22 protein-coding genes and 2 pseudogenes are annotated in these 23,742 nt (G+C 72.2%); 18 read left to right on the top strand and 6 right to left on the bottom strand.

Translation table 11 applies throughout. From position 1 onward, the window contains the following. The first annotated feature begins 10 nt into the window (after positions 1 to 10). Both OG332_RS25765 and OG332_RS25770 read left to right on the top strand, forming a co-directional pair. On the top strand, positions 11 to 1,912 hold the full coding sequence (locus OG332_RS25765; protein ID WP_327415707.1) for an AMP-dependent synthetase/ligase: 1,902 nt from the start codon (positions 11 to 13) through the stop codon (positions 1,910 to 1,912). 380 nt (positions 1,913 to 2,292) lie between these two features. Continuing rightward, on the top strand, positions 2,293 to 3,846 hold the full coding sequence (locus OG332_RS25770) for an alpha/beta hydrolase (RefSeq protein ID WP_327415708.1): 1,554 nt from the start codon (positions 2,293 to 2,295) through the stop codon (positions 3,844 to 3,846). 23 nt (positions 3,847 to 3,869) lie between these two features. On the opposite strand, the pseudogene OG332_RS25775 reads toward OG332_RS25770, so the two are convergent. Beyond that, positions 3,870 to 4,566, bottom strand: a pseudogene (locus OG332_RS25775) (lipase family protein); the annotation flags it as partial. Next, complete coding sequence (locus tag OG332_RS25780; RefSeq protein ID WP_327415709.1) at positions 4,544 to 4,753, bottom strand: hypothetical protein; 210 nt, start codon at positions 4,751 to 4,753, stop codon at positions 4,544 to 4,546. The gene OG332_RS25780 and the pseudogene OG332_RS25775, both read right to left, overlap by 23 nt. A gap of 229 nt (positions 4,754 to 4,982) precedes the next feature. Between OG332_RS25780 and OG332_RS25785 the strand changes: the two genes are divergently transcribed. The 6 genes from OG332_RS25785 (at position 4,983) to OG332_RS25810 (ending at position 9,191) form a co-directional block, all read left to right on the top strand. Then, positions 4,983 to 5,423: a WXG100 family type VII secretion target gene (locus OG332_RS25785; RefSeq protein WP_327415710.1), complete on the top strand. Its 441-nt coding sequence runs from the start codon at positions 4,983 to 4,985 to the stop codon at positions 5,421 to 5,423. A gap of 22 nt (positions 5,424 to 5,445) precedes the next feature. Then, positions 5,446 to 5,751, top strand: a complete 306-nt coding sequence (locus tag OG332_RS25790; RefSeq protein ID WP_327415711.1) for a WXG100 family type VII secretion target — start codon at positions 5,446 to 5,448, stop codon at positions 5,749 to 5,751. Further along, the gene (locus OG332_RS25795; RefSeq protein ID WP_327415712.1) at positions 5,751 to 7,457 is read left to right on the top strand and encodes an RNase A-like domain-containing protein; all 1,707 of its coding nucleotides are present in this window, start codon (positions 5,751 to 5,753) and stop codon (positions 7,455 to 7,457) included. The genes OG332_RS25790 and OG332_RS25795 overlap by 1 nt, the downstream gene beginning before the upstream one ends. Before the next feature lie 103 nt (positions 7,458 to 7,560). Further along, positions 7,561 to 8,142, top strand: coding sequence for a hypothetical protein (locus OG332_RS25800; protein ID WP_327415713.1), 582 nt, complete (start codon positions 7,561 to 7,563; stop codon positions 8,140 to 8,142). Between the two features lie 26 nt (positions 8,143 to 8,168). After that, positions 8,169 to 8,468: an RNase A-like domain-containing protein gene (locus tag OG332_RS25805; protein WP_327415714.1), complete on the top strand. Its 300-nt coding sequence runs from the start codon at positions 8,169 to 8,171 to the stop codon at positions 8,466 to 8,468. Positions 8,469 to 8,480: 12 nt separating this feature from the next. Beyond that, a complete protein-coding gene (locus OG332_RS25810) occupies positions 8,481 to 9,191 on the top strand; it encodes a contact-dependent growth inhibition system immunity protein (RefSeq protein ID WP_327415715.1) in 711 nt (236 codons plus the stop codon). On the opposite strand, the gene OG332_RS25815 is transcribed toward OG332_RS25810, so the two are convergent. Further along, positions 9,188 to 9,322 (bottom strand): helix-turn-helix domain-containing protein, encoded by a 135-nt coding sequence (locus tag OG332_RS25815; RefSeq protein ID WP_442816373.1) that lies wholly within the window; start codon positions 9,320 to 9,322, stop codon positions 9,188 to 9,190. The two genes, OG332_RS25810 and OG332_RS25815, sit on opposite strands and share 4 nt — an antisense overlap. Between OG332_RS25815 and OG332_RS25820 the strand changes: the two genes are divergently transcribed. From OG332_RS25820 to OG332_RS25830, 3 genes are all read left to right on the top strand, one after another. Beyond that, on the top strand, positions 9,261 to 9,701 hold the full coding sequence (locus OG332_RS25820; RefSeq protein ID WP_442816206.1) for an AMP-binding protein: 441 nt from the start codon (positions 9,261 to 9,263) through the stop codon (positions 9,699 to 9,701). The two genes, OG332_RS25815 and OG332_RS25820, sit on opposite strands and share 62 nt — an antisense overlap. Positions 9,702 to 9,784: 83 nt before the next feature. Next, positions 9,785 to 10,408 carry a histidine phosphatase family protein gene (locus tag OG332_RS25825; protein WP_327415716.1) on the top strand — a complete coding sequence of 208 codons (624 nt, stop codon included), beginning with the start codon at positions 9,785 to 9,787 and terminating at the stop codon, positions 10,406 to 10,408. 346 nt (positions 10,409 to 10,754) lie between these two features. Then, entirely contained in the window at positions 10,755 to 11,048 is a 294-nt protein-coding gene (locus tag OG332_RS25830) for a hypothetical protein (protein ID WP_327415717.1), read from the top strand. 270 nt (positions 11,049 to 11,318) lie between these two features. Here OG332_RS25830 and OG332_RS25835 read toward each other — a convergent pair whose 3' ends face one another. Next, positions 11,319 to 11,576, bottom strand: a complete 258-nt coding sequence (locus OG332_RS25835; RefSeq protein WP_327415718.1) for a DUF397 domain-containing protein — start codon at positions 11,574 to 11,576, stop codon at positions 11,319 to 11,321. After that, positions 11,573 to 12,444: pseudogene (locus OG332_RS25840) on the bottom strand (helix-turn-helix domain-containing protein). The gene OG332_RS25835 and the pseudogene OG332_RS25840 overlap by 4 nt, the downstream one beginning before the upstream one ends. Positions 12,445 to 12,583: 139 nt before the next feature. Here OG332_RS25840 and OG332_RS25845 point away from each other — a divergent pair. From OG332_RS25845 to OG332_RS25860, 4 genes are all read left to right on the top strand, one after another. Next, on the top strand, positions 12,584 to 13,012 hold the full coding sequence (locus OG332_RS25845; protein WP_327419371.1) for an ATP-binding protein: 429 nt from the start codon (positions 12,584 to 12,586) through the stop codon (positions 13,010 to 13,012). A gap of 181 nt (positions 13,013 to 13,193) precedes the next feature. After that, complete coding sequence (locus tag OG332_RS25850) at positions 13,194 to 13,751, top strand: GNAT family N-acetyltransferase (RefSeq protein ID WP_327415719.1); 558 nt, start codon at positions 13,194 to 13,196, stop codon at positions 13,749 to 13,751. A 314-nt stretch (positions 13,752 to 14,065) separates the two neighbouring features. Beyond that, positions 14,066 to 16,798, top strand: a complete 2,733-nt coding sequence (locus OG332_RS25855; RefSeq protein ID WP_327415720.1) for a PKD domain-containing protein — start codon at positions 14,066 to 14,068, stop codon at positions 16,796 to 16,798. A 309-nt stretch (positions 16,799 to 17,107) separates the two neighbouring features. After that, entirely contained in the window at positions 17,108 to 18,769 is a 1,662-nt protein-coding gene (locus tag OG332_RS25860) for a hypothetical protein (protein WP_327415721.1), read from the top strand. 346 nt (positions 18,770 to 19,115) lie between these two features. On the opposite strand, the gene OG332_RS25865 is transcribed toward OG332_RS25860, so the two are convergent. Continuing rightward, positions 19,116 to 19,319, bottom strand: coding sequence for a cold-shock protein (locus OG332_RS25865; RefSeq protein ID WP_030162033.1), 204 nt, complete (start codon positions 19,317 to 19,319; stop codon positions 19,116 to 19,118). A 237-nt stretch (positions 19,320 to 19,556) separates the two neighbouring features. On the opposite strand from OG332_RS25865, the gene OG332_RS25870 reads away from it, so the two are divergent. The 3 genes from OG332_RS25870 to mqnC all read left to right on the top strand — a co-directional run bounded on the left by OG332_RS25870 (position 19,557) and on the right by mqnC (position 23,733). Further along, positions 19,557 to 20,420, top strand: coding sequence for a menaquinone biosynthetic enzyme MqnA/MqnD family protein (locus tag OG332_RS25870; RefSeq protein ID WP_327415722.1), 864 nt, complete (start codon positions 19,557 to 19,559; stop codon positions 20,418 to 20,420). A gap of 199 nt (positions 20,421 to 20,619) precedes the next feature. After that, on the top strand, positions 20,620 to 22,455 hold the full coding sequence (locus OG332_RS25875; protein ID WP_327415723.1) for a serine/threonine-protein kinase: 1,836 nt from the start codon (positions 20,620 to 20,622) through the stop codon (positions 22,453 to 22,455). A 78-nt stretch (positions 22,456 to 22,533) separates the two neighbouring features. Then, positions 22,534 to 23,733, top strand: coding sequence for a cyclic dehypoxanthinyl futalosine synthase (mqnC, locus tag OG332_RS25880; RefSeq protein ID WP_319727704.1), 1,200 nt, complete (start codon positions 22,534 to 22,536; stop codon positions 23,731 to 23,733). Positions 23,734 to 23,742: the final 9 nt, after the last annotated feature.

Consider the following 23,742-nt stretch of genomic DNA (forward strand, 5'->3'; position numbering starts at 1 on the left):
AGAGTGCGCCATGGGAGCCGAGCTGAAGCCGGTCAGGCCCGTCAGCCCCGTCAGCCCCGTCAGCCCCGTCGGACCCGTCAAAACCGTGGTCGACGGGGTGGTGCGCGAGGTACGGGTCCCCGCGCTGGTGGGACCGCCGCAGCGGGGATCCCTCGGGGACATCCCCTTCGACAACGCCCGGGAGGCCCCCGGCGAAGCGGTGCTCGCCCGCAAGGAGCGGGACGGGTCCTGGCGCGACGTCACCGCCGCCGAGTTCGCGGCCGAGGTGCTCGCCGTGGCCAAGGGTCTGATCGCCGAAGGGCTGCGCGAGGGCGACCGGCTGGCGATCATGGCCCGCACGACCTACGAGTGGACCCTGCTCGACTTCGCCGGATGGGCGGCCGGGCTGGTCACCGTACCGATCTACCCCACCTCCTCCGCCCTCCAGGCCCGCTGGATCATCCAGGACTCCGGAGCCGTGGCCTGCGCCGTCGAGGACACGGCGCAGGCCCGGCTCATCAGCAACGAGCGGGCCCACCTGCCCTGGCTGGCGCACCTGTGGGAATTCGACACCGGCGCCGTGGCACGGCTGATCAAGGCCGGGGAGCGCATCCCCGACGCGCTCGTGCACGCCCGCCGGGACGCCCGTACGCCGGACACCGTCGCCACCCTCATCTACACCTCCGGCACCACCGGGCAGCCCAAGGGCTGCGTGATCACCCACGCCAACTTCTTCGCCCAGGTGGACAACGCGGTGGAGCTGCTGCACCCCGTCTTCAAGTCCGTCAGCAAGGACCCGGCCTCCACCCTCCTTTTCCTCCCGCTCAGCCACGTCTTCGGGCGGATGGTGGCCGTCGGCTGCCTGCGGGCCCGCGTCAAGCTCGGGCCCGCGCCCAGCATCAGTACCGAGGACCTCCACGCCGACCTCGCCGGCTTCCGGCCGACCTTCCTCCTGGCCATCCCGTACGTACTGGAGAAGGTCTACAACACCGCCCGGGCCACCGCCGAGAGCATGGGCCGGGCCTCCTCCTTCGACCGGGCCGCCCGCATCGCGCAGCGCCTCGGCGAGCTGGCGAAGGGCAAGGCCCCCGGGCTCGTGCTGCGCGCCGGCCGTGCCCTGTACGACCCGCTCGTCTACCGGCGCATCCGGGCCGCACTCGGCGGCCGCGTCCGCTACATCCTGAGCGGCGGATCCCCGCTGGGCCGGCGGCTCGCCGCCTTCTACACCGGCGCGGGCATCGAGGTCTTCGAGGGCTACGGACTGACGGAGACGACCGGTGCGAGCACCGTGACCCCGCCGCTGCACCCCCGGCTCGGCACGGTGGGCTGGCCACTTCCGGGCACGGCCGTGCGGATCGCGGACGACGGGGAGGTGCTGCTGGGCGGCGGGCACGTCTTCGCCGGCTACTGGAACAGCGGGCACGCCCTCCCGTACGGGAGCTGGCTCGCCACCGGCGACATCGGGGAGCTCGACGCCGACGGGTACCTCACCATCACCGGCCGCAAGAAGGACCTGATCATCACCTCCGGCGGCAAGAACGTGGCCCCCGCACCCCTGGAGGACTGGCTGCGGGCCCACCCGCTGGTCGGCCAGTGCATGGTGGTCGGCGACAACCGGCCGTACATCACCGCGCTGATCACCCTGGAGCCCGACGGGCTGCAGCACTGGCGCCAGATGCACAAGAAGCAGGGCGTGCCGATGCGCGAGCTGGTGCGGGACGAGGAACTGCTGGCGGACCTCCAGCGGGCGGTCGACGAGGCGAACCGGCTGGTGTCGCGGGCCGAGTCGATCCGCCGGTTCGCCGTCCTGCCCCGCGATTTCACCGAGGCGCGCGGCCACCTGACCCCGTCGATGAAACTCAAGCGGGGCGCGGTCGCCCGCGACTACGCGGACCGCATCGAGGAGCTGTACCGGGGCCCGCGGGACGCCTAGCGGCGGGCCGAACGGGGCCGGCGAGCCGAGCAAGCCGGCCACCCCGAGCCGCCCGGCCCCCGCGCCGGCCCGAGCGGCCCGGCCCCCGTGCGGCGCCCGCCCGGCGCCCGCCCGGGGTCTGTCCGGCGTCCGCCCCGGCGCGGGTCTCCGGCGCGGGGCGCGCGTCCGGGGCGCCCGCCCGGGGGCGCCCGGCGGCCGTCCGGCCTCCGCCAGGGGTCGTTCGTCCGGCGCCCGTGCGGGGTCCATGCCGGCGCCCGCCCGGGGTCGTGACGGGGGTTCGCCGGGCGCCCGCGGCGGACCACGGCTGCGTCCGTCGGGCGGGTGGGCGGGAGGCGGTCTAGGGTGGCGGAGGGTCCGGGGGATCATCCGAGGAGGGTGCTGTGCACCGTTCCCCCGCCCCTGCCGTCGTGGCCGCCTGCGCCCTGCTCCTCGCCTCGCTGGTGGCCGCCCCGGCCCCCGGGCCGGAGCCTGCGCCCCCGTCCGTCGGCGACCTCCACGGCCGGCGCATCCGGTGGGGCGAGTGCCCCGAGCAGCCCGTCCCCGCCCGGATGCGGTGCGGGACCGTGGACGTACCGCTCGACCACGCCGCCCCGGCCAAGGGCACGGTCGCGGTGGCCCTGGCCCGGATCCCCGCCACCGACCGCGCGCGGCGCCTCGGCTCGCTCCTGCTGAACCTCGGCGGCCCCGGCAGCCCCGGCATCGCGGGCCTGGCCGCCGGCCACGCCGGGATCCTCGCCCGCCTCGGCGAGCGCTACGACCTCATCGCCTTCGACCCCCGCGGGGTCGGCCACAGCGAGCCCGTCTCCTGCGGCGGCTCCCAGCAGACCGGCGAGGGGGCCGCCGCCGACACCGCGGGGCTGCTGGCCGCCCTGCGCGCCGTGGCCGGGCGCTGCGCACTCGCCTCCGGCCCGGTCCTCCCGTACATGGGCACCGTCAACGTCTCCCGCGACATGGACGTGGTGCGCCGGGCCCTCGGGGACGAGAAGCTCAACTTCCTCGGCTTCTCCTACGGGTCCCGGCTCGGGGCCGTGTACGCCGCACAGTTCCCCCGGAGCACCGGCCGGATGGTCCTCGACGGCGTCGGCACCCTCACCCGACCGCTGGCCGCGCGGGCGCTCGTGGCGGCGCGCGCCCAGCAGCAGGCCCTCGACGGCTTCCTCGCCTGGTGCGCCACCCAGCGGGACTGCGTGCACGGGACGGACCCCCGCACCGCCGAGGAGAAGGTCGCCGCCCTGGTGGCGCGGCTCGACGCGCAGCCGCTGCTCCGCCCCGACGGCTCGTACGGGACCGGGCAGGACGCCGTGGCCGCGATCGCCGCCGCCGTGGACGCGCGGAGCCGGTGGCCCGCGCTCGCCCGGGCGCTGTCCAGGGCCGAGCGGGACGGGGCCCCGGCCGCCCTGCTGCAGCTCGGCGGCCCGACGGACCCGACGGGCCCGACGGCCCCTCGCGACGAGGCCGGGCCGGACGCCGCCGCAGCCCCGGTGCCCGCCGACAACGGCGCGGCCGCCCGGGTCGCCGTGAACTGCGCCGATGACCCCGACCGGTCGGGCGACCGGGCCACCGAGGCCGGCGTCGAGCAGGAACTGGCGGACCTGGAGGGCGAGTTCCGGAGCGCCTCGGAGATCTTCGGGCCGCTGCAGCTGACGGCCGTGCTCTCCTGCCACGGGCGGCCCGCCGGCACCGACTTCATCCGGCGGATCCACCACCCGGGCGCCCCGCGGATGCTTTTGGTCGCCGCCCGCGGCGACCCGGCGGCCCCGTACGCGTGGACGCGGGAGACCGCCGAGCGGCTGGGCTCGGCGGTGCTCGTGGACCACGGGGGCGACGGGCACACCGGCTACCCGGCCTCGCACTGCGTACGGGAGCACGTGGACCGCTTCCTGATCGACGGGCGGCTGCCGACCGGGACGCGGTCCTGCCCCGCCGAGGAGTGATCCCCCCGACGGGGCACGCCGGATCAGCAGTTGGCGTGCGTGGAGCGGCCCGCGAAGCGGTCCGCCAGCCAGTTCCCGGCCGCCGGGGAGTGCGTGATCACGCCGCTGACGTGCTCACCGACCCAGACCGTGTCGAGTTCGAGGTTCGCGCCCCGCGCCCCGCGCGCACCAGTCGGAGCGCAGCCGGCGGCCCACCCCGTACGGGATCAGCTCGTCGGCGAGCGCGTGGTACTGGTACACCGGCGCGGCCGGGGCGGTCCGCCCGAGCCTGCTCTGGTCCAGCCGGGCCCGCCAGTCCGGCTGGGCGAGCGGGTCGCGCGTGGTCAGGTCGGAGATCCGCTTGAACGAGCCGGCGATCGAATCGATCGCCACGCAGTTCTCCTTCATGCCCTCGACCAGCAGCCGGCCCGCCGGGTTGAGTTAGGAGTCCAGCTCGGGGAAGGCCGCGTCCTGTCCGGCTGCCGCCATGAAGATGAGTCCGGAGCCGTGGGAACCGTTGTTGAAGTCGGCCACCTCCAGCAGGTCGCCGGGGACCCCGCCGGTCGCCGTGCCCTTCACCTGGAGCTCCGGGGCGTACGAGCCCTGCAGCTCGGCGGCCCGGCTGCTGGCCTGGCCGCCCTGGAAGTAGCCCATGATGCCGACCGGGCCGGTCGCCGACAGGCCCGTCCCGGGCAGCCGCTGGGCCGCGCGCGCCGCGTCAGGCGGCGCGCGCCCCGCGGCTGCCCTGCGGCGTCCGCTCGGCGGACTCGGGCCCGCTGCGGGCGGGCCTCATGGGGATGAGGGTGCCGGTGGAGGGGATGAGGGGGGAGGAGGTGAGGGGGGCGGCGCCGATGGCGCTGGGGGCCACACGTATGGCTCCCACGGCAATGGCAGCCCTGAGGAGAGCGAGGCGGTGGATGCTGGTCATGGGTTCTCCTTCGCGCTGTGGGGAGCGGGGCCCGGTCGGCCGGGATGCGGAGGCCCGAGCCCGGTGCCTCCATTGGGCCCCGGTGGCAGTGACCCCGTCACGCCACTCGATCTCGTGGCTTGACAGCGGGCCGGGGACACGGCGAAGGGCCCCCACGACCTGCCTTCCCGACGTTTGCTAACGTCAATATCGATCAGTTCTTGACGACATGCTCGGGGGAGGAGTCATCGTGAACGCTGGGCCTGATATGGCGAGTTCGGCAGGGGCGGGCGGTCCCGCGGCAGATCTCACGGTGGACGGCGGCAAACTCAAAACGCTTGCCGCCGATCTCGACACGATGCAGGAAGTACTGAAGAAGCAGCTCCTGCGGATGGACGAGATCGTCGACCGCATCGAAGCGCGATGGCGCGGGCCGGCCTCGGAGGTGTACCGGGCCAGGCACCGTGCGGCGGCGGAGGACGCCGTGCACATCAGGGAGACCATGAAGCTGCTGGCCAAGGCTGTGCGCCTCAGCAAGGACGGATTCACCGCGCAGGAGCTCGAAACGCTGGACGCGTTCCGGCGCGTCCAGTCCTCCGCGGACGTTCAGGCGGAGACCGACGCCCTGTCCACGCCGAACACGGCGCCTGCGCCGCCGCCCGCGCCGCGCAGCCGCATCGCCGACCTGTGACCGGATCGAACGAGGGGGATTCATGCCGTCCGGCGACGACCACATAACAGCGGACTTCGCGACGCTCCAGGGCATGGCCGGGGATCTCGAGGAGATCCTCAAGACGCTCAACGAGCAGCTGGAACTGCTCTACGGGCGCGTCGAGAAGGTCGTCCTGACCTGGGACGGCGAGGCCCGCCGGACCTTCGTCGACCAGCTCGACAAATGGGACCGGTCCGCACAGGACCTGGAGGCCACCCAGGCCTGGCTGCACGACATCGTCGTGAACGGCCACGTCACCTACGCCGCCGCGCACCGGGCCGTGCTGCGTGGCTGGGGGGCCGCCTGATGGCCGGACCGCCCCCGCCCTCCCCGGCCGCGAACGGTGGATTCGACGTCCAGCCGGTGCACGTCCACCATGCGGCCGACCTGGTGAAGGAAGCCCAGTTCGCGCACGCCGAGCGGGCGTTCGTCCTGGTGGACGTCCTGAACAAGTACAACCAGTCCGCCGGCACCGGCCGGGGCGCCGACGCGTTCGCGGACGCCTACCAGGAAGTGACCGCGAAGTTCCTCGAGGCGTGGGGCCGCAGCGTGGTCAGCGCCGGCGGAGCCGCCGTCGGCCTGAACCACACCGCCAACAGCTACGTCCTGGCGGACTGGGAGGCGAGCGGCCGCAAGGGCGCGCAGCCGGCCCGGCAGCCGGAGCCGGTGGTCATCAACAAGCCTCCGCGCTACGGACCCGTCAACCCCGTCAAATGGACGGGCACCGGCGAGGACGTCGACTCGTGGTGGATCTCCGGCGTCATCGGTGAGTTCCCCGACTTCCTCGCGGACGTCATCCGGCCCGCCATCGAGGACGGCCTCCGCCTCGGCAAGGTCCACGAGATCACCCCGGGCATCAGGGACGACGAGGTCCGGGACATGGCCAAGGCGTGGAAGAAGCTCGGTTCCGAGGCCGTGAAGGCCTCGGACGAATTCAACACCGCCATCGCCGGGATCACCGACCCGAAGGACAAGGGCGAGTGGCAAGCCGCCATGCGGACCTTCGGCCAGACGATCTGGGGCACCACGGCGTGGGGCCGGCAGATGGACGCGCAGGGGAACCGGAGCCAGACGGGCCGCCAGTGGCGGACCACCAAGGACCAGCCGCCGTCCGGGCGGCGCCCCATCGTCGACGTCCTGAAGGAGACGGCGGAGAAGGTCGCCGAGATCCTGGAACACGTGTCCGACATCGGCGAGAAGACCAGGAAGTTCACCAGCCAAGCCGGCATCAACGCGGCCAAGGCCACGGCCTCGGAGCTCACCGACCTGAGTTTCACGAATCTGACCAAGCTGGCGGTCGGCGGGGTCGTCGGCCGGATCGTGCTGTCCTTCCGGTCCCACATGGACAAGTCGGGGTGTGACGCGGTCGTCGAGACCTACCACAAGGAGTTCACCGAGGCGGCGGTCAAGCTCAAGGCCCTCGTCCACGAGCTTGACTTCTCGATCACGAGCGCCCCGACCTACCAGGCGGAGATCGCCCGCGCCCACAGCTTCGGCGGCCGCGCGCTCAACGAGTTCAAGAAGGAACACCGCTGGCAGCTCGCCGGGGAGAGCCAGATCCCGTACATGTACTCGCTGGACCTGGCGACGAACGAGGGGCTGAACGGCGCCCACACCATCGACAAGCACGTCGGCAAGACGGACGAACAGCTCCACCAGCGGATCAAGGACGAGCAGCGCGCGAACGGCAAGTACGACATCCTCACCTCCTCGTCCTTCCGGGATCTGGAGTCGGCGCAGAAATACACTCAGTACAACGTCCGACAGAACACTTCGGTGATCCAGGACTGGCTCAAGAACCCACCGCCCGCGAAGGACCTGCACATCGACGTCCCCTCGGTCCCGCTTGAGGGCCCGCTCAACGGGTCTGCCTCGACCGGTCGGACCGTCGTGGCGGACAAGGACACCGGCACGATCGCGCCCGCCCGGGACACCCTCGGCGTGACCTCGCATCTCAAGTACGACGCGAACCTGAACCCGCCGTTCGTCGTCTACACCTCGGCGCCCTCGTAGGGGAACGGATGATGGAACCCCTGACCTCGGAATCCCGGGCGGACGCACTCGGCCCGTACGGGTCGAGAGCCGGCCTGCGAAGCCATCTGACGACAGGAAGCTGATGCGGCAAGATCTGAATGCGGAAGCATGGGCCGACGCGCTCAAGCTGTACACGTGGGTCAGCACGTTCGTCGGCGTCGCTCCGCGCGAGCACGACGAGTGGTGGCTCGATGTGGGGGCGGTCATGCGCCTGGAGACCCGGGACCCGCGGGGCTGGGAATCCATCGACCCCTACGAGGGCGAGGACGAGCGCCTGGAGGATCCGCTGTTCCCGTGGCTGGAGACGCCCTCCACACCCGCGGATGCGGAACGTTACCGGGGGCGGGTGGACGAAATCCCCAGGTCCTCGGTGCGGTCACTGATCGTCCTGCTCGGAGCCGGAACGAGCCGCACGGACGTCTCCAGGTCACCGGGGTGGGAGGAACACAGGCCGCAGACGGAACGCCGGGCCGAAGCGATCCTGTCGCGCTTCCCCGACGGCACCCGCTTCTACACCAACCTCGGCTGGAAGAGCGACCACCCGGACTTCTGCGAACAGCCCTTCCGGACCCACGACCCCTTCAGCCGGTACGACTGGGACGCCGGACTGATCGCCGTGAACGACGACGAAGTCGCCGTGCTCTGGAACTTCCTGTCCACCTGACCAGACCGCCGAACCGGGAAGACCACGTGCTCACCAGATCCGCCACATACCCCGACCGGGAAACCGCCCAGTGGGCCGCCCAGCAGGTCGTCACCCGCAACGAGCAGGCCATCCACCGCTGGCTCGCCCAGGGCACCCGCCCCCGGCTCACCATCGAGGCCGCATGGCCCTCGCGCGAGGAGCCGGTCGGCCGCGTCCTGATCCAGGCCATGGCGCTCGCCGGACGCGGGGCCGTGGACGTGCGGGCCGCGCGGGTGGTGCTGCGGCGCGAGCCGACGAGCCCGCTCGGCTTCGTCGTGCACGGCAACTTCCCGATCTACCTGTAGAGGCACAGGCCCATGTCCATGAAGCCCCTGGAGTTCGACCGCCACTACGGCGAACTCGACCAGGTGATCAGCGCGTACGCCGGCCTCGCCGCCGACGACACCCCCGACCGGCCGGGCCAGGCCCTCACCGCCTACCTGCGCCACACCTGGCACACCCGCCCCTGGGCCCTGTCGGTCGCCGAGCAGCAGCTCCGCACCTACGCCCGCAACCCGCCCGGCCGGCTGCGGCTGCGGCTCGGAGAGTTCTACCCGGTCCCGGACATCGGGCTGCCCGAGGCCGAGATCCAGCAGTGGCTGCTGGTGCTCGCCGACCACATCAAGCAGAGCATCGAGGAAGGCCGGGTCCCGCCCCCGGCGGCGCTGCCCGAGACGCACTGGGAGTGGCACGCCCGCTACCCGGAACTCGGCCAGTTCCTCGGCGGCTGGTTCTCGCAGGACATGCCCGCGGAATTCGAGGACCACGAAGCCGCCGTCGACGACTACGCCGGCTCGGCCGACCCGACCCTCGTGGCACGCCTCGTCGGCGAGGTGCGCGAACTGCTCGCCCTCGGCCTGGAGGAGGTCGACTACGCGGTCGGCATCGCCGAGCTGGGCATGGAGGTCGACCTGCCGGTCCCCTACGCGCCGAGCGCCTGGCTGGCCGTCGTGGCCCAACAGCTGGCCCGGTTCCGCCCCGAGTACGGCGCCCCGGCCGGGCAGCCGGATCCGGAAGAGACGGCTTAGCCGCCCGACGCGATCCTGTAGCCCCCCGGGGTCGTGCCCGTCCAGCGGCGGAAGGCCCGGCGGAAGGCCGTGTCCTCCGAGAAGCCCAGCCGGGCCGCCAGCTCCGCGATCGGCTCCCCGCTCTCCGCCAGCCCCGCGATCGTCTACACCTCGGGCACGACGGGCCTGCCGAAGGGCTGCCGCCTCACCCACGGGAACCTGGGCGCCGTCCAGGACGCCACCCTCCCCCTGATCACCCTCGACGCGGACGAGATCACGGCCTGGGCGGCGCGCGAGGGCCTCGACCCGGGCCCGACCCCGTCCACGCACCCGGCGGTCCACGCCCTCATCGAAGCGGCGGTGGCCGAAGCCAACGCCACGCTCTTCCGCCCGGCCCGCATCCGCGCCTTCCACGTCCTCCCGGAGGACTTCACGACGGCCGCGGGCACCCCGACCCCGACCCTGAAACTCCGCCGCGCGGCAGTGGCGGAGCGGTACGCGGAGGTGATCGCGGGGTTGTACGGGGAGTGAGGGCGGGGCGAGGGGGAACCGGCACGGGGAGGGGCGGCGTCCACCTGTGCGCAAGATCGACAGCGGATCCGAAGGAGTTCGGCATGACCGGCACGGCCACACGGTACCTCTATCTCGTCCGGCACGGCGAGGCATTGCCGGACGAGAGCGGGCTGACGGAAGACGGGCGACGGCAGGCCACGCTGCTCGGCCGCCGCCTCCAAGGGATTCCGCTCGCCGCTGTCCATCACGGCCCGCTGCCCCGGGCCGAGCAGACCGCACGCTTGATCGGCGACCAGCTGAAGAACGTTCCCCTGCACTGCTCGGAAGCCGCCGGCGACTACGTTCCCCACATGCCGCAGCGGGAGGAACTCCCGGCAGAGTCGGCAGACTTCTACCTCCGCTTCCTCGAAGGCGCCTCCGCCGAGGAGCGGGAGCACGGACCCGTGCTGGTCCGGCAGGCGATGGACCTGTTCACCGGTCCGGTGGACGGCGACGAGGACCGGCACGAACTGGTCGTCACGCACAACTTCCTGGTCGCCTGGCTCGTCCGGGACGCCATGTACGCACCGAAGTGGCGCTGGCTCGGCCTCAACCACGCCAACGCCGCGCTGACGGTCATCCGGTACGCACCCGGCCGGCCCGCCTCCGTCCTCGTCTCCAACGACATGCGCCACCTGCCCGCCGAACTGCGCTGGACGGGCTTCCCGCCCGAGTTGCACATCTGAGTCCACCCGCCGCACCCCCACCTCCCACCCCGCGTTACGCCCCGCCCCGGGCGGGTATCTGCCTCCGCGGGAGAGGGGAGGGGCGTGGTGCGAGCTGCTGCCGTGCGGAAGTGGGGGCGGGGGGCGGCCGGGGCCGGGGCGGTCGTGACGCTCGCGGTGGCCGGGTGGCTGGTGTGGCTGCTGCCCGGGCCGCAGATGGCGGCGGTGTTCGGCTTCGGTCCCGTGGACGGGGTCGTCTCGATCCACAGGTGCTACGAGGCCGCCGACGCCGAGGGCTACGCGACGGGCACCGACTGCACGGGCTGGTTCACCCCCCCGGCGGTCCGGGGAGCCGGGGCGCGAGATCGTGCTGGACACGGCCGACGAGGAGTACCGGTCCGGTACCGAGGTGGAGGTCAGGACGGCGCGGGGAAAGGCCTACGAGCTGTCGGGGAGCGCCGTGTTCAACTTCAGCACCGCCACGGGCCTGCTCCTCGTGCCGTTCCTGACACTGGCGTCCTGGTTGTTCTCCTGCGCCCGCCACGGCAGGGTCGAGGAGGGCGAGCTCTACTTCCTCGCGGCCATGGCCGGACTGTTCGCCGCCATGGTGCTGGGTGCGCTGGCCGGGACGCTGGTCGGGATCGGCACGTTCATCTTCTGACGCCTTCGCCGCTCTGTGCCCGCTCCAGGTCGTCGAGGATGCGTTGGAACGGCCTGCGCAGGACCACGGCGACGGGGCTGGAGTCGGCGTGGGCGTAGGCGGCGAGGGCGATGCGGGCCCTGGCCAGGGCGGGCAGGCCGCCGTGGCCGTCGCCGGCGGCCAGGGAGTCCGCGACGGCCTGTGCCGTGGCGGCGGCGAGTCCCGGCAGGTGGTCGCCGGCGCGGGTGAGGTCGGCGGCGAGGTCGTCCCGGCCGATCCCGCCTGCCGGACCTACTCCGGCAGGCGGTTCGCGGTGATCCCGTCCAGGAAGGCGGTCCAGCTGCCGGGGGCCACCGACAGGTGGGGGCCGGCCGTCACCTTGGAGTCGCGGACGTGGATGGTGGCGGGGCAGGCGGCGACCTCGACGCAGTTGCCGCCCTCGCCGTCGCTGTAGCTCGACTTCCGCCAGTCGAGCGCCACTTCGACGCACTCACCGCCCTCGCCGCTGCTGTAGCTGCTCTTGAACCAGGCCAGGTCGGTGGTGTTCATCCTGCTTCTCCCAGCATCTTCTCGATCAAGGCGAAGGATTCGTCGGGCGCGAGCGCCTGTGCCCGGATGATCCCATAGCGCTCGGCCATGACGCGTACCTGATCAGGGTCGGTGATCAGGTGGGGTTTGCCGTAGGCCTCGTGGTAGGCGATCTGCTGACGGCCCTTGGGGTGGAGCAGGGTGAACGAGCCATCCATCGCGGCATGAGCACCGCGCCTGTACGGCATCACCTGCAGTTCCACCGTGCGCAACTGGCCGATGTGCAGGAAGCGTTGCAGCTGCTCGCGGTGGACCTCCGGGCCGCCCACCGTTCGTTCCAACAGGTTCTGGTCGAGCACGAAGCTGAAGGTGGGGGAGGGCCAGCGCTCGAAGACCTGCTGGCGGTCCAGCCGGTCCCGCACCCGCTTCTCGATCGTCTCCTCGTCCAGGAGCGGGCGGCGCTGCGTGAAGACCTCACGGGCGTGGCGCTCCGTTTGCAGCAGACCCGGCACGCCCTGGTGTCCGTACGCTGGAGGGCCTGGGTGACGGCCTCCGCCTTCGCATAACTCCGGAACCAGTCCGGATGCCGTGTCCGGGCCCGCTTCAGCGCCTCCTTGACCTCCGGGATCGCCACCAGCAGGACCCCTCGCGCCTGGAGCATGCGGTCCGCTCGTTCCAGGAGGTCCGGCTGGGGGGTGCGGACGCCGCGTTCGATCGCGCCGATGAGGTCCTCGCCGACGTTCAGGCGGGTGGCGAGTTCCTTCTGGAGGAGGCCGGCCGCCTCGCGGAGGGTTTTGATCTGTTTGCCCAGGGCGCGGAACAGGTGGGCCGTGCCGTCCGCCTCCACCGGGCGTTCGGGGCGTTCTTCGCGGTCTGACAGGTCGTTCATCGGCTGAACCGCCCTCATCCGTACGGGCCGTACACGAACAGGCCGACGTCCCTGCGGATCACCGTCGTAGCGCCGCCGTCACTGGAAAGCGTAAGGCGCGGTCGCCACGCTCGGTGAGGTGACGACCGAATTGAGTGACATGGCACTGGCCTTCCGGCAGCGGTTCAGTTCGACGTGCCGCGGGGCCCGGCTCGCCCGGCGGCTCGCGCAGGCGCAGCTGGCCTTCTGGGGCGTGCCCTACGGCTGCGCGCTCTCCGACGACGTGGGGCTCGTCGTCGGGGAGCTCGCCGCCAATGCCGTACTGCACGGGCGGGTGCCGGGGCGGGACTTCGAGCTGCGGATGGGGTACGACGGAGGGCAGAACGTGCGCGTTGCGGTCAGTGACACCCGGGCCGACGCGAGGCCGCCGGGAGAGCCGCCGGTGGTCGATCCGTGGTCGGCGGAAGGCGGGCGGGGGCTGCTGGTGGTGCAGGCGCTGGCGCGGGAGTGGGGCGTGGCGCCGAGGGGGCCGGGGAAGACCGTGTGGGCGCACCTGACGGGCACGGGCTCGGGCACGGGTGCCCGGTGACCCTCCACGGCGCGGCGCGGCGCGACCTACGGCGCGGGGCCGGGGGCCGTGGGGTCGGAGGCCGGGTGGGCGCGGGCTGCGGCCGGTGCCCTCCGGGCGGGCGTTCGATCGCGAAGGCCTCGGTCGTTCCCGAGACCTGTCTCAAGATCGTCGACGATCGCGTGGATCCTATGATCTGTCCATGATCCAAGGAGAGTTGGTACGGCTTCGCGCACTCCGTGCGCAGGACGCGGAGCATCACGTTCGGTGGCGCAACGATCCGGAGGTGGTCCACTGGGCCACCGGCGGCGACCCGTGCTTCGGCCCGGTCACGGCGGAGGCCGTCGAGCTCGGGTTCGAGACGTTGCTGCGGTTGAGCCCGAGGGAGTCGGCCGTCTTCACGGTCGAGGATCTTGCGGACGGCACGGTGATCGGCATGGTGGACTACCGCGACCTGGATCCCTTCGCCGGGCTGGCCACGGTCGGGGTCACCATCGGCGAGCGGGACCGCTGGGGCCGTGGCCATGGCTCCGATGCGCTGCGACTCCTGGTGGGGCATCTGTTCGGGGCCTTCGGGCTGCACCGGATCGAGCTCGACACCTGGAGCGGCAACGAGCGGGCCGTCCGCGCCTTCACCAAGGCGGGCTTCCGCGCGGAGGGCCGGCGCCGGTCCGCCCTGCTGGTGGCGGGCAAGCGCTACGACACGGTGCTGTTCGGGATGCTGCGTGAGGAATGGCCGGACGCCGCGGGCCCGGCCTGACCGGCAGGGGCCCGCCAGGGGGCAAGGGCGTCCTTGAGCAGGCGTCAGTTCGGGCTTGCCGGCGCTGCTGACGGCGGCGACGGCTCGTGCGTGCCGCCCCCACGCGCTCGCGGCAGTGGCGCGGGTCACGCAGTCACCTGCCGTGGGTGGCTGAATACGGATGACAGTGGCTGGCTCGCGGGGGATGATGATCGACGTCTGTTCGAGTTCGCGTGCGCCCGACTGACGCTGGGGGAACAGAACGTCTACCAGTCGTGCGGCGCCGCGACCGGCGTGACTCCCACGTCACTTCTGGCTTGAAGGAAACCCTTCTGGTGCGTTCCACTCGTGCGACGGTCCTGCTGACCGCAGGTCTCGTCACTCTTCTCGGCGTTCCGTCCGCCGCGGCCGCCGAGGCCCCGCCCTCGCTCTATGTGAACAACTACGCAGGCTCCTCCTGCGCGGACGGCGGCCCCGGCTCGCAAGCCGTGCCCTTCTGCACCATCTCGGCGGCGGCCAAGGTCGTGGCGCCGGGCCAGACCGTGCGGATCAAGACGGGCAAGACGTATGCCGAGGCCGTCACCATCGACCGCTCCGGCGCACCGGGCAAGCCGATCAGCTTCGTGGCCGACGGGCCGGTGGGCAATCCGGTGAGCCTGGGCACGGAGGCGCTCACCATCAGCGGTGCCTCGCACGTGATGGTCCGCGATCTGAACGCCAACGGCGGCATCAGGGTCAACCGGTCCTCCGATGTCGAGCTGGAGCGGATCAGAACGATCGGCTCGACGACCGGGGCGTCCTTGGTGGTCGGCGAAGCGAGCACGGACGTGCGCGTCAGCCGGGCGGTGCTGTACGGCGTCCGGATCGAGGGCGGCGCCCAGCGCACCGTACTCAGCCGCAACGAGATCCACGGCTACAAGCAGGAGCCGCTCGCCGTGGTGGACGCCCCCGGCACCGTCATCACGAACAACACGTTCTCACTCGGCTGCGGCACGGCCGTTTCACTCAGCGGCGGTTCGTCCGGCTCCGCCGTGTTCAACAACGCGATCAACGCCAAGTACCTGTCCGGTCCGTGCGACACGGTTCCGGGGCGCGGCGGTATCGCGGTGTCGCAGAGCGCGGCGGCCGGCACCCGCTCCGACTGCAACCTGATCGCCGGCGATTTCCAGGCCGGACAGGTCTACAAGTGGGGCGGCGCCGCCTACCAGGACCAGGCGGCGTTCCACGCGGCGACGGGCCAGGGCGGTCAGGACATCGTGGTCCCGTCGTCCGAGGAGATCGGCACGAAGGCCGTCGACTCCGCGGACGCGACGGCACCCGGCGTGCTGCTCACCGACTCCCGGGGGTATCCGGTCGCGGACGACCCGCGGGTGCCCAACACCGGCAAGGACGGCGGGTACCTCGACCGCGGCGCGCGCGAGGGCCAGGACTGGCTGGAGAGCGTCAAACTGGAGCTCGACCAGCCCTGGGCGCCGGCCGGCACCGTCGTGAAGGCGACGGCCACCGCGGTCAGCGCGTGGTCCGGTCCGCTCACCTACCACTTCGCGTTCGGTGACGGGTCCGCCCCGGTCGTCACCAAGGAGCGCACCGCCACGCACGTCTACAGCGCGCCGTGCGAGTGCACGGCCACGGTGACCGCGTACAACGACGCCAACCTGCAGGCCGGCGCCGGGTACAAGGCCAAGGTGACCGCGCCCGGTCCGCTGACGGCCGGCTTCACCTCCAAGCCGTTCCTGCCGAGCGCCGAGGACCCGAGGGCGTACGTCGCCCCGCTGACGGTGGAGGTCGACCCGAGCACCTCCGCCGCACCGTGGCCCGTCCAGCAGGTGGACGTGGACTTCGGTGACGGCGCCAAGGAGCGGGTGTCCGCCCTGGAGCCCGTCCGGCACGCCTACGCGCAGCCCGGCGAGTACAAGGTGACCGTGAGCCTCAAGGACGCCAAGGGCGCCACCTCCACGGTCGGCCGGACCGTGCAGGTCGCGTACGCCGCGTCGGGCTACGTGCCCGTGGCCCCGTTCCGCGCCCTGGACACCCGTAGCGCCAACACCCCGGTGCAGGCCGGCACCGCCATCCCCGTGAGCCTGCCGATCGTCTACTACAGCTCGGGCCCCCACCACACGGCCGGGGCGACCGCGGTCGTCCTGAACGTGACCGTGACCGGCGCCACCCAGGACACCCACCTGAATGTCTGGCCCTCGGGCCAGCCGCGCCCGTCGACCTCGAACGTGAACGTCCGTGCGGGCGGCACCTCGTCCAACACCGTCACCGTGCCCGTCGGCGCCGACGGCAAGGTCCTCGCCCAGCTCAACGCCGGCCAGGGGCACGTCGTCGTCGACTTCGTCGGCTACTACCAGCCCAACACCGGGCAGAGGTTCTACCCGGTCACCCCGACCCGTCTCGCCGACACCCGCACCGCGGGCGGCGCGCTGGGCACCGGCCAGACCCGGACCGTCAAGGTGGCGGGTGTGAGGAGCATTCCGCCGGACGCCGCCGCCGTCGCGCTCAACCTGACCAGCACCGGCGCCACGACCGACACGCACGTGATCGCCTACCCGGACCCGGCGAAGCGCCCCACCACCTCGAACCTGAACCCGGAACCGGGCAAGGACAAGTCCAACCAGGTCATCGTCCCGGTCGGCCCGGACGGCACCATCACCCTCTACAACAATGCCGGCTCCACCGACCTCGTCCTCGACGTGGTCGGCTACTACCACCAATGGGGCGGCGGGGCGCTCTTCACCCCGGTCGTTCCCAAGCGGCTCGCCGACACCCGCACCACCGCCAAGCTCGCCCCCGGCGAGACCAGCACCGTCGCCGGCCTGCCGGCCCATGCCGTCGGCGCGGCCCTGAACGTCACCGCGACCGAGACCACCGGCGCCGGCTTCCTCACCGTCCACGGGTACGGGACCGCCCGCACGGACGCCAGCAGCCTCAACACCCGTCCCGGCGAGACCGTCCCCAACCACGTCATCACCCCCGTCGGGGACGGCAAGGTCAGCATCTGGAACAGCTGGGGCGGCAGCAACCACGTGATCACCGACCTGTTCGGCTACTTCACCCAGGGCTAGCCGGCCCGGGAACACCCGTAACCCCCGTAACACCCGCAGCACACCGGAGCCCCGGCCCCCGCCCACCGCGGAGGCCGGGGCTCCGGCCGTTCGGCGCTCCGATCCGAAACCGGTGCCCATCGGGGCAATACGGGCGAGGAGTTGGGTTCTCTGTGCGTTCGGTCATGAGACCGTGGTGAAGCCGAGACGAATGGTGTGTCACATCTGCCGGGCGGACGGCGAGTCGGGTGCGAATACCTGATAGACAGTGGATATTCACGGCTAGACCGGCCGTACACCTTTGACGGCTCCTGGGGGGATCGCCGCACTGTGAAGCCGCTTCACCGTCACCTCGTCAACACCTCGCGCAAGGTCCTGTGCACGGCCGCCCTCGCGGCCAGCCTGACCACCGCCGCGGTCGTGACCAATCCGTCGACCGCCGACGCGGGCGAGTCCGAGCCGACTCCGGACAGCCCGCAGGCCACCGACCGCGGTGACGCCCGGCTGGACCTGCCCGACATCGTCGCGGACCCGCCGCCCGCCGGCGCGGGTACGCAGGAGGGGGCCAGCGGGATACCCGCCACCGCCCTCGACGCCTATCACCGCGCCGAGCTCTCGGTGGCGGCCGCGCTCCCCGGCTGCAAGCTGCCCTGGCAGCTGCTCGCGGGCATCGGCCGGGTCGAGTCCGTCCACGCCTCCGGCTACGGGCTCAAGGCCGACGGCTACACCGAGAAGCCGATCCGCGGCCCCCGCCTCGACGGCAACGGCTTCGCCGAGATCCGGGACACCGACAAGGGCGAGTTCGACGCGGACGCGGTGTACGACCGCGCCGTCGGCCCGATGCAGTTCATCCCGTCCACCTGGGCCACCTGGGGCGCCGACGGCAACGGCGACGCCAAGCGCGACCCGAACAACATCTACGACGCGGCGCTGGGCGCGGGGCTCTACCTGTGCGCGGGCGACCGGGACCTGTCGGACCAGGCCAAGCTCGACGCGGCGATCCTCAGCTACAACAACTCCCGCGAGTACGTGAACACCGTGCTCGGCTACATGCGGCAGTACCAGAACGGCGGCGCCGCCGAGGTCCCGAACCCGCCGGCCGGGAGCTACCCGCCCCAGCAGCCGGGCACCACGCTGCCCACCCCGCGGCAGACCCCGGTCACGCCGACCCCGAAGCCCAAGCCGACGCCGACCCCGACGCCGACCCCCACCCCGACGCCCACGCCGACCCCGACCCCGACTCCCACTCCGGAGAAGCCGGCCCCGCACCTGCAGGATCTGACGCTGCTCGACGGGCCCGGGCTGACGGCCGAGGCCGGCGCGGCCTTCACCGTGATCCCGAAGGTCAAGCTGGTCCTGAGCGACGGCAAGCCCGCCGCCGACCGCGAGGTGATCTTCGCGGTCGAGGAGGACACCACCGGCGGCACGCTCTTCGGGGCGGAGAAGTCCCTGGTGATCAAGACGGGCGCCGACGGCATCGCCGCCGCGCCCGGTCTGAAGGCGGGCACAAAGGCGGGCACCTTCACGCTGCGCGCCTCCGCCTACGACACCACGACCAGGCTCACGGTGAACGTCGAGGGCCGCGTCACGGTGACGGTCGCCGACAAGCTGGCCCGCCCGGAGGGCTCGAAGCCCCTGGAGGCGGTCGCCGGTACGAGCCTCACGGGCGTGCAGGTCCTCGCCACGGCCGCCGGCAAGGCCGTCGCCGGTACGGAGGCCGTCGCCGACCTGGTCGTGAAGGACGCGGACGGCAAGTGGGTCCCGGTGGACCCGGCGACCGCGAAGGGTCCGTACTTCAAGGACGAGGACGGCAAGAAGGTCTTCGGCCGGGTGCTGCCCAAGACGGGCGCCGACGGCAAGATCGTCCTGCCGGACCTGTTCACCACGGACGTGCCCCCGGGCACGTACTCCCTGCGTCTGACCACCAAGGAGAACGTGACCCTGATCCTGGACATCAAGATCACGGCCCCCGCCCAGCAGCCCCCGGCCTAACCCGGCCCCCCCCGGCCTAACCCGGCCCCCCCCGGCCTAACCCGGCCTAACCCGGCCCCCCCGGCCTAACCCGGCCCTCCGGCCGGCACCGGCGAACCGTCTCCGGCCGGCCGGCCGAGGCGGATCGGTACCGGCCCGCCCGGTCCGCCCCCGGCGGGCCCGCGGCCGGGCCCCGGCTCGTACGGCAGTGGCCCTCGGCACCGTCCCACGGTGCCGAGGGCCACTGCCGTACCCCGCCCCCACCCCGGGAGGGAAAAGGCAGGAGCCCTGCCGCTCTGCTCGCGCAGAGGTGACAGGGCTCCTTGGGTACTGCTTTTCCAACCCGCGATGAGGTTGGCCCAGGCGACTAGGCCGGGGTGACGTTCTCCGCCTGCGGGCCCTTCGGACCCTGCGTGACGTCGAAGTTCACCATCTGGTTCTCCTCGAGGGAGCGGAAGCCAGAGGCGTTGATCGCGGAGTAGTGGACGAAGACATCCGGGCCGCCGCCGTCCTGGGCGATGAAGCCGAAGCCCTTTTCAGCGTTGAACCACTTCACGGTTCCGGTAGCCATGAGCCCTCCTATGGGCCAAAGGGTCGCCCTGCTCCAGAACCTGCTAAGAAGTCTGAAAACTACAAAAGCCTGCGGGTCACATTCTCCGCAGGCCTCGTACTGCAAGGGAAACCAAACTGCAACTTGCGTCGAGCCTAGCACGCACCCTGCGGCGGAGACCAGAGGGAAAGATCACGTCACCCGGACGTTTGAGACCCGCCCGAAGGCTGACGCGGAGACGGGGACTAGTCTCGCGATGTGGACGTCTACCGCAGCCGGCCCCGCGTCGGCCACATTCAGTTCCTGAACTGCCTTCCCCTCTACTGGGGCCTGGCCAGAACCGGCACGCTGCTGGACCTGGAGCTGACCAAGGACTCCCCCGAGAAGCTCAGTGAGCGCCTCGTCCAGGGGGACCTGGACATGGGCCCGATCACCCTCGTGGAGTTCCTGCGCAACGCCGACCAGCTCGTCGCCTTCCCCGACATCGCGGTCGGCTGCGACGGTCCCGTGATGTCCTGCGTGATCGTCTCGCAGGTGCCCCTGGAGCAGCTCGACGGCGCCCGCGTCGCCCTCGGCTCCACCTCCCGCACGTCCGTGCGACTCGCTCAGCTGCTGCTTTCCGAGCAGTACGGGGTACGGCCCGACTACTACACCTGCCCGCCCGACCTGAGCGTGATGATGCAGGAGGCGGACGCGGCCGTACTGATCGGCGACGCCGCGCTGCGCGCCTCCCTCCACGACGCACCCCGGCTCGGGCTGACCGTCCACGACCTGGGGCACATGTGGAAGGAGTGGACCGGACTGCCGTTCGTCTTCGCCGTCTGGGCCGCCCGCAAGGACTACCTCGCCCGTGAGCCCGGCGTCGTCCGCGAGGTCCACGAGGCCTTCCTCGCCTCCCGGGACGTCTCCCTGGAGGAGGTCACCAAGGTCGCCGAGCAGGCGGCCCGCTGGGAGGCCTTCGACGCGGACCTGCTGGAGCGGTACTTCACGACGCTCGACTTCCGCTTCGGCCCCGATCAGCTGGCCGGCGTACGGGAATTCGCACGCCGTACGGGACCCACGACGGGGTATGCCGCGGATGTCGCCGTGGAGCTGCTGAGCTCGGTGGTCCAGGAGTGCTGACCGGGTTTACCGGGCGGTAGTCCATTGGGCCGGACGGGCGAATGCGAAGTTTCCCGGGAATTCACGCCTTTTTGCATTTCTGATCGCGGAAGGGAAATGCAGAAGGGTGACGGGGCCCTTCCCCGCGCCCGCACGGCCTAGGCTGCTGCTCGAACGGGTGGCACAAGGTGCCCGGGATCACGGGGAATTGGGGGACGCGATGCAGCCGCTCGAAGCCGGTGAGCCGCGGACCATCGGCGCCTACCGGCTGCTCGGCCGGCTCGGCGCGGGTGGCATGGGCCGGGTCTACCTGGGTCGCAGTGCGGGCGGCCGGACCGTCGCCGTCAAGATCGTGCACCCGCATTTCGCCGCCGACGAGGAGTTCCGGGCCCGGTTCCGCCGCGAGGTGGAGGCGGCCCGGCGGGTGGGCGGCGAGTGGACCGCTCCGGTGCTGGACGCGGATCCGGAGGCTCCGGTGCCGTGGGTGGCCACCGGGTACGTGGCAGGGCCCTCCCTGGACCGCGCGCTGGCCGCGCACGGGCCCCTCCCGGAGAACTCCGTACGGGCCATCGGCGCGGGTCTGGCCCGTGCCCTGGTCGCCGTGCACGGGCTGGGCCTCGTCCACCGGGACGTGAAGCCGTCGAACGTGATGCTCACCCTCGACGGGCCGCGGCTGATCGACTTCGGGATCGCGCGGGCCACCGACGGCACCGCCTCGCTCACCTCCACCGGGGTGTCCGTCGGCTCGCCCGGCTACATGTCGCCCGAGCAGATCCTCGGCAAGGGCATCACCGGGGCGGCCGACGTGTTCTCGCTCGGCGCGGTCCTGGCCTTCGCGGCGACCGGGCAGCCGCCCTTCACCGGGGACAACTCGGCCACCCTCCTCTACAAGGTGGTGCACGAGCCGCCCGAGCTCGGTGCGGTGCCGGCCGGCGAGCTGCGCGAGCTGATCGCGGCCTGCCTGGCCAAGGCGGCCGCCGACCGGCCGTCCCCGGAGGCGGTCGCGGCGGCCCTCGGCGGGGCGCTGGGCGCCCCCGGCTGGCTTCCCGCTCCCCTGGTGGAGCAGGCCAGCCGGGCCGCGGTGGCGCTGCTGGACCTCGACGCCGATCCTGCCGGGGGCGGGTCCGCGGTTCCGGGCGGCGTCGGCTTCGGTGCTCCCGACCCGTCGTACGGGGGCCGGGGCGCCGGCGCGGGCGCCCCGTCGGGGCCGGTGCCGTTCACCGCCGCCTCCTACGGAGGGGCCGCCGGCGTCGGCTTCGGCCCGCCCGGGGCGTCCTCCGCGGGCCCGGGGCCGGCCGGCCCGTACGGCTCCGCCGGTTCGGGCGCCGGGGTGTTCGGGGCCCCGACCGAGAGCGCGGGCTCGAGCGGGGGCCCGTACGGGTCCCCGGCCCCGACCGCCGGCGGTGTGCTGCCCGGGCAGCGGACCGCCTCGGAGACGCCGGGGAAGCAGGTCACCGTCAGCGCGGCCGGCCGCCGCTTCAGCTGCACGCTCGTCCTCGCCGCGGCGGCCGCGCTCGCGGTGCTGACCGGCGGCCTGTACGGGATGGGGCTGCTGCCCGGACAGGGCGAGAAGGAGAAGGACCTCGCCGACGGCGGGCCCCGCGCCTCCTCCTCGGCGCCCGCGCCGGGGGACCCGGCGCCCAGCTCCTCCCCGGCCGCTCCGAGCGGGAGCGCGTCGCCGCCCAAGGGGACCCGGGGCGACGTCCCCAAGGAACTCATCGGGACGTGGAAGGGCACGGTCACCACCGCCCGGCTCGGCGTCTCCACCGAGTTCGAGATCACCATCAAGGGCGGAAGGACCGGCGAGGTCGTCGCCCGGGACAAGTCGGTCCTCGCGGTCCTCGGCACCGACTGCAGCGGAGACTGGAAGCTCTCCTCCGCCACGGACCGTTCGCTCGTCCTGGACACCTCGGGCGGCACCAACCCGGCTCCCGGGGTGTGCTCCAACGGCTCCGCCGACGAACGCTTCACCCTCAACGCCAACGGGACCCTCCACTACAAGTCGGGCGACAGCCCGGCCGGGAACCCCGAGGGCGACCTGACCCGAAGCCCGTGACGGGGCGCGGGAACCCCTGGCGTAGGCTGGATCGGTCCGGACCTTGACACAGACACACCGCCGAAAGGTGACTCACCGGTGACCGACCAGGCCGTTCTCCAGTCTGTCCTCGACCGCGCCGCCGCGGGGGGCCGGATCACCAAGGAAGAGGCGCTCGACCTCTACCGCCACGCGCCGCTGCACGCGCTCGGCCAGGCGGCCGACGCGGTGCGCCGCCGCCGCTACGCCGGTACCGAGCACATCGCGACGTACATCATCGAGCGCAACATCAACTACACGAACGTGTGCGTCACGGCGTGCAAGTTCTGTGCCTTCTACGCGGCCCCCAAGGACGCGAAGAAGGGCTGGTCCCGCGACCTCGACGACATCCTGCGCCGCTGCGCGGAGACCGTGGAGCTCGGCGGCACGCAGATCATGTTCCAGGGCGGGCACCACCCGGACTACGGCGTCGAGTACTACGAGCACCACTTCTCCGCCATCAAGAAGGACTTCCCGCAGCTGGTCATCCACTCCCTCGGCGCGTCCGAGGTCGAGCACATGGCCCGCATCTCGGGCGTCTCGGCGGAGGAGGCCATCCAGCGCATCCACGCGGCCGGCCTCGACTCCTTCGCGGGCGCCGGCGCCGAACTGCTGCCGGAGCGGCCGCGCAAGGCGATCGCCCCGCTCAAGGAGTCCGGCGAGCGCTGGCTGGAGATCATGGAGATCGCCCACAAGCTGGGCGTGGAGTCCACCTCCACCATGCTGATGGGCACCGGCGAGACCAATGCCGAGCGCATCGAGCACATCGCGATGATCCGGGACACGCAGGACCGTACGGGCGGCTTCCGCGCCTTCATCCCGTACACCTACCAGCCCGAGAACAACCACCTCAAGGGCCGCACCCAGGCGACGATCTTCGAGTACCTGCGCATGATCGCGATCGCGCGCCTCTTCCTCGACAACATCGCCCACATCCAGGGCTCCTGGCTGACCGTCGGCAAGGAGGCGGGCCAGCTCTCGCTGCACTACGGCGCCGACGACCTCGGCTCGATCATGCTGGAGGAGAACGTCGTCTCCTCGGCCGGTGCCAAGCACCGCTCCAACCGCCAGGAGATCATCGACCTGATCCGCAAGGCGGGCCGCACCCCGGCGCAGCGCGCGACGACCTACGAGCACCTGCTGGTGCACGACGACCCGGCGAACGACCCGGTCGACGACCGCGTCGTCTCGCACATCTCCTCCACCGCCATCGAAGGCGGCACGGCGCACCCCGAACTGAAGCTCATCTCCACGAACTGACGCGTTCGA

Source organism: Streptomyces sp. NBC_01233 (genome assembly GCF_035989305.1).
Lineage (GTDB): Bacteria > Actinomycetota > Actinomycetes > Streptomycetales > Streptomycetaceae > Streptomyces.

Coding starts and splice junctions, on each gene's coding strand:
- OG332_RS25765 (WP_327415707.1), top strand. CDS start 11: ATGGGAGCCGAGCTGAAGCCGGTCAGGCCCGTCAGCCCCGTCAGCCCC.
- OG332_RS25835 (WP_327415718.1), bottom strand. CDS start 11,576: ATGAACACCACCGACCTGGCCTGGTTCAAGAGCAGCTACAGCAGCGGC.
- OG332_RS25800 (WP_327415713.1), top strand. CDS start 7,561: ATGCGGCAAGATCTGAATGCGGAAGCATGGGCCGACGCGCTCAAGCTG.
- OG332_RS25790 (WP_327415711.1), top strand. CDS start 5,446: ATGCCGTCCGGCGACGACCACATAACAGCGGACTTCGCGACGCTCCAG.
- OG332_RS25780 (WP_327415709.1), bottom strand. CDS start 4,753: ATGACCAGCATCCACCGCCTCGCTCTCCTCAGGGCTGCCATTGCCGTG.
- OG332_RS25825 (WP_327415716.1), top strand. CDS start 9,785: ATGACCGGCACGGCCACACGGTACCTCTATCTCGTCCGGCACGGCGAG.
- OG332_RS25865 (WP_030162033.1), bottom strand. CDS start 19,319: ATGGCTACCGGAACCGTGAAGTGGTTCAACGCTGAAAAGGGCTTCGGC.
- OG332_RS25875 (WP_327415723.1), top strand. CDS start 20,620: ATGCAGCCGCTCGAAGCCGGTGAGCCGCGGACCATCGGCGCCTACCGG.
- OG332_RS25795 (WP_327415712.1), top strand. CDS start 5,751: ATGGCCGGACCGCCCCCGCCCTCCCCGGCCGCGAACGGTGGATTCGAC.
- OG332_RS25810 (WP_327415715.1), top strand. CDS start 8,481: ATGTCCATGAAGCCCCTGGAGTTCGACCGCCACTACGGCGAACTCGAC.
- OG332_RS25850 (WP_327415719.1), top strand. CDS start 13,194: ATGATCCAAGGAGAGTTGGTACGGCTTCGCGCACTCCGTGCGCAGGAC.
- OG332_RS25845 (WP_327419371.1), top strand. CDS start 12,584: ATGGCACTGGCCTTCCGGCAGCGGTTCAGTTCGACGTGCCGCGGGGCC.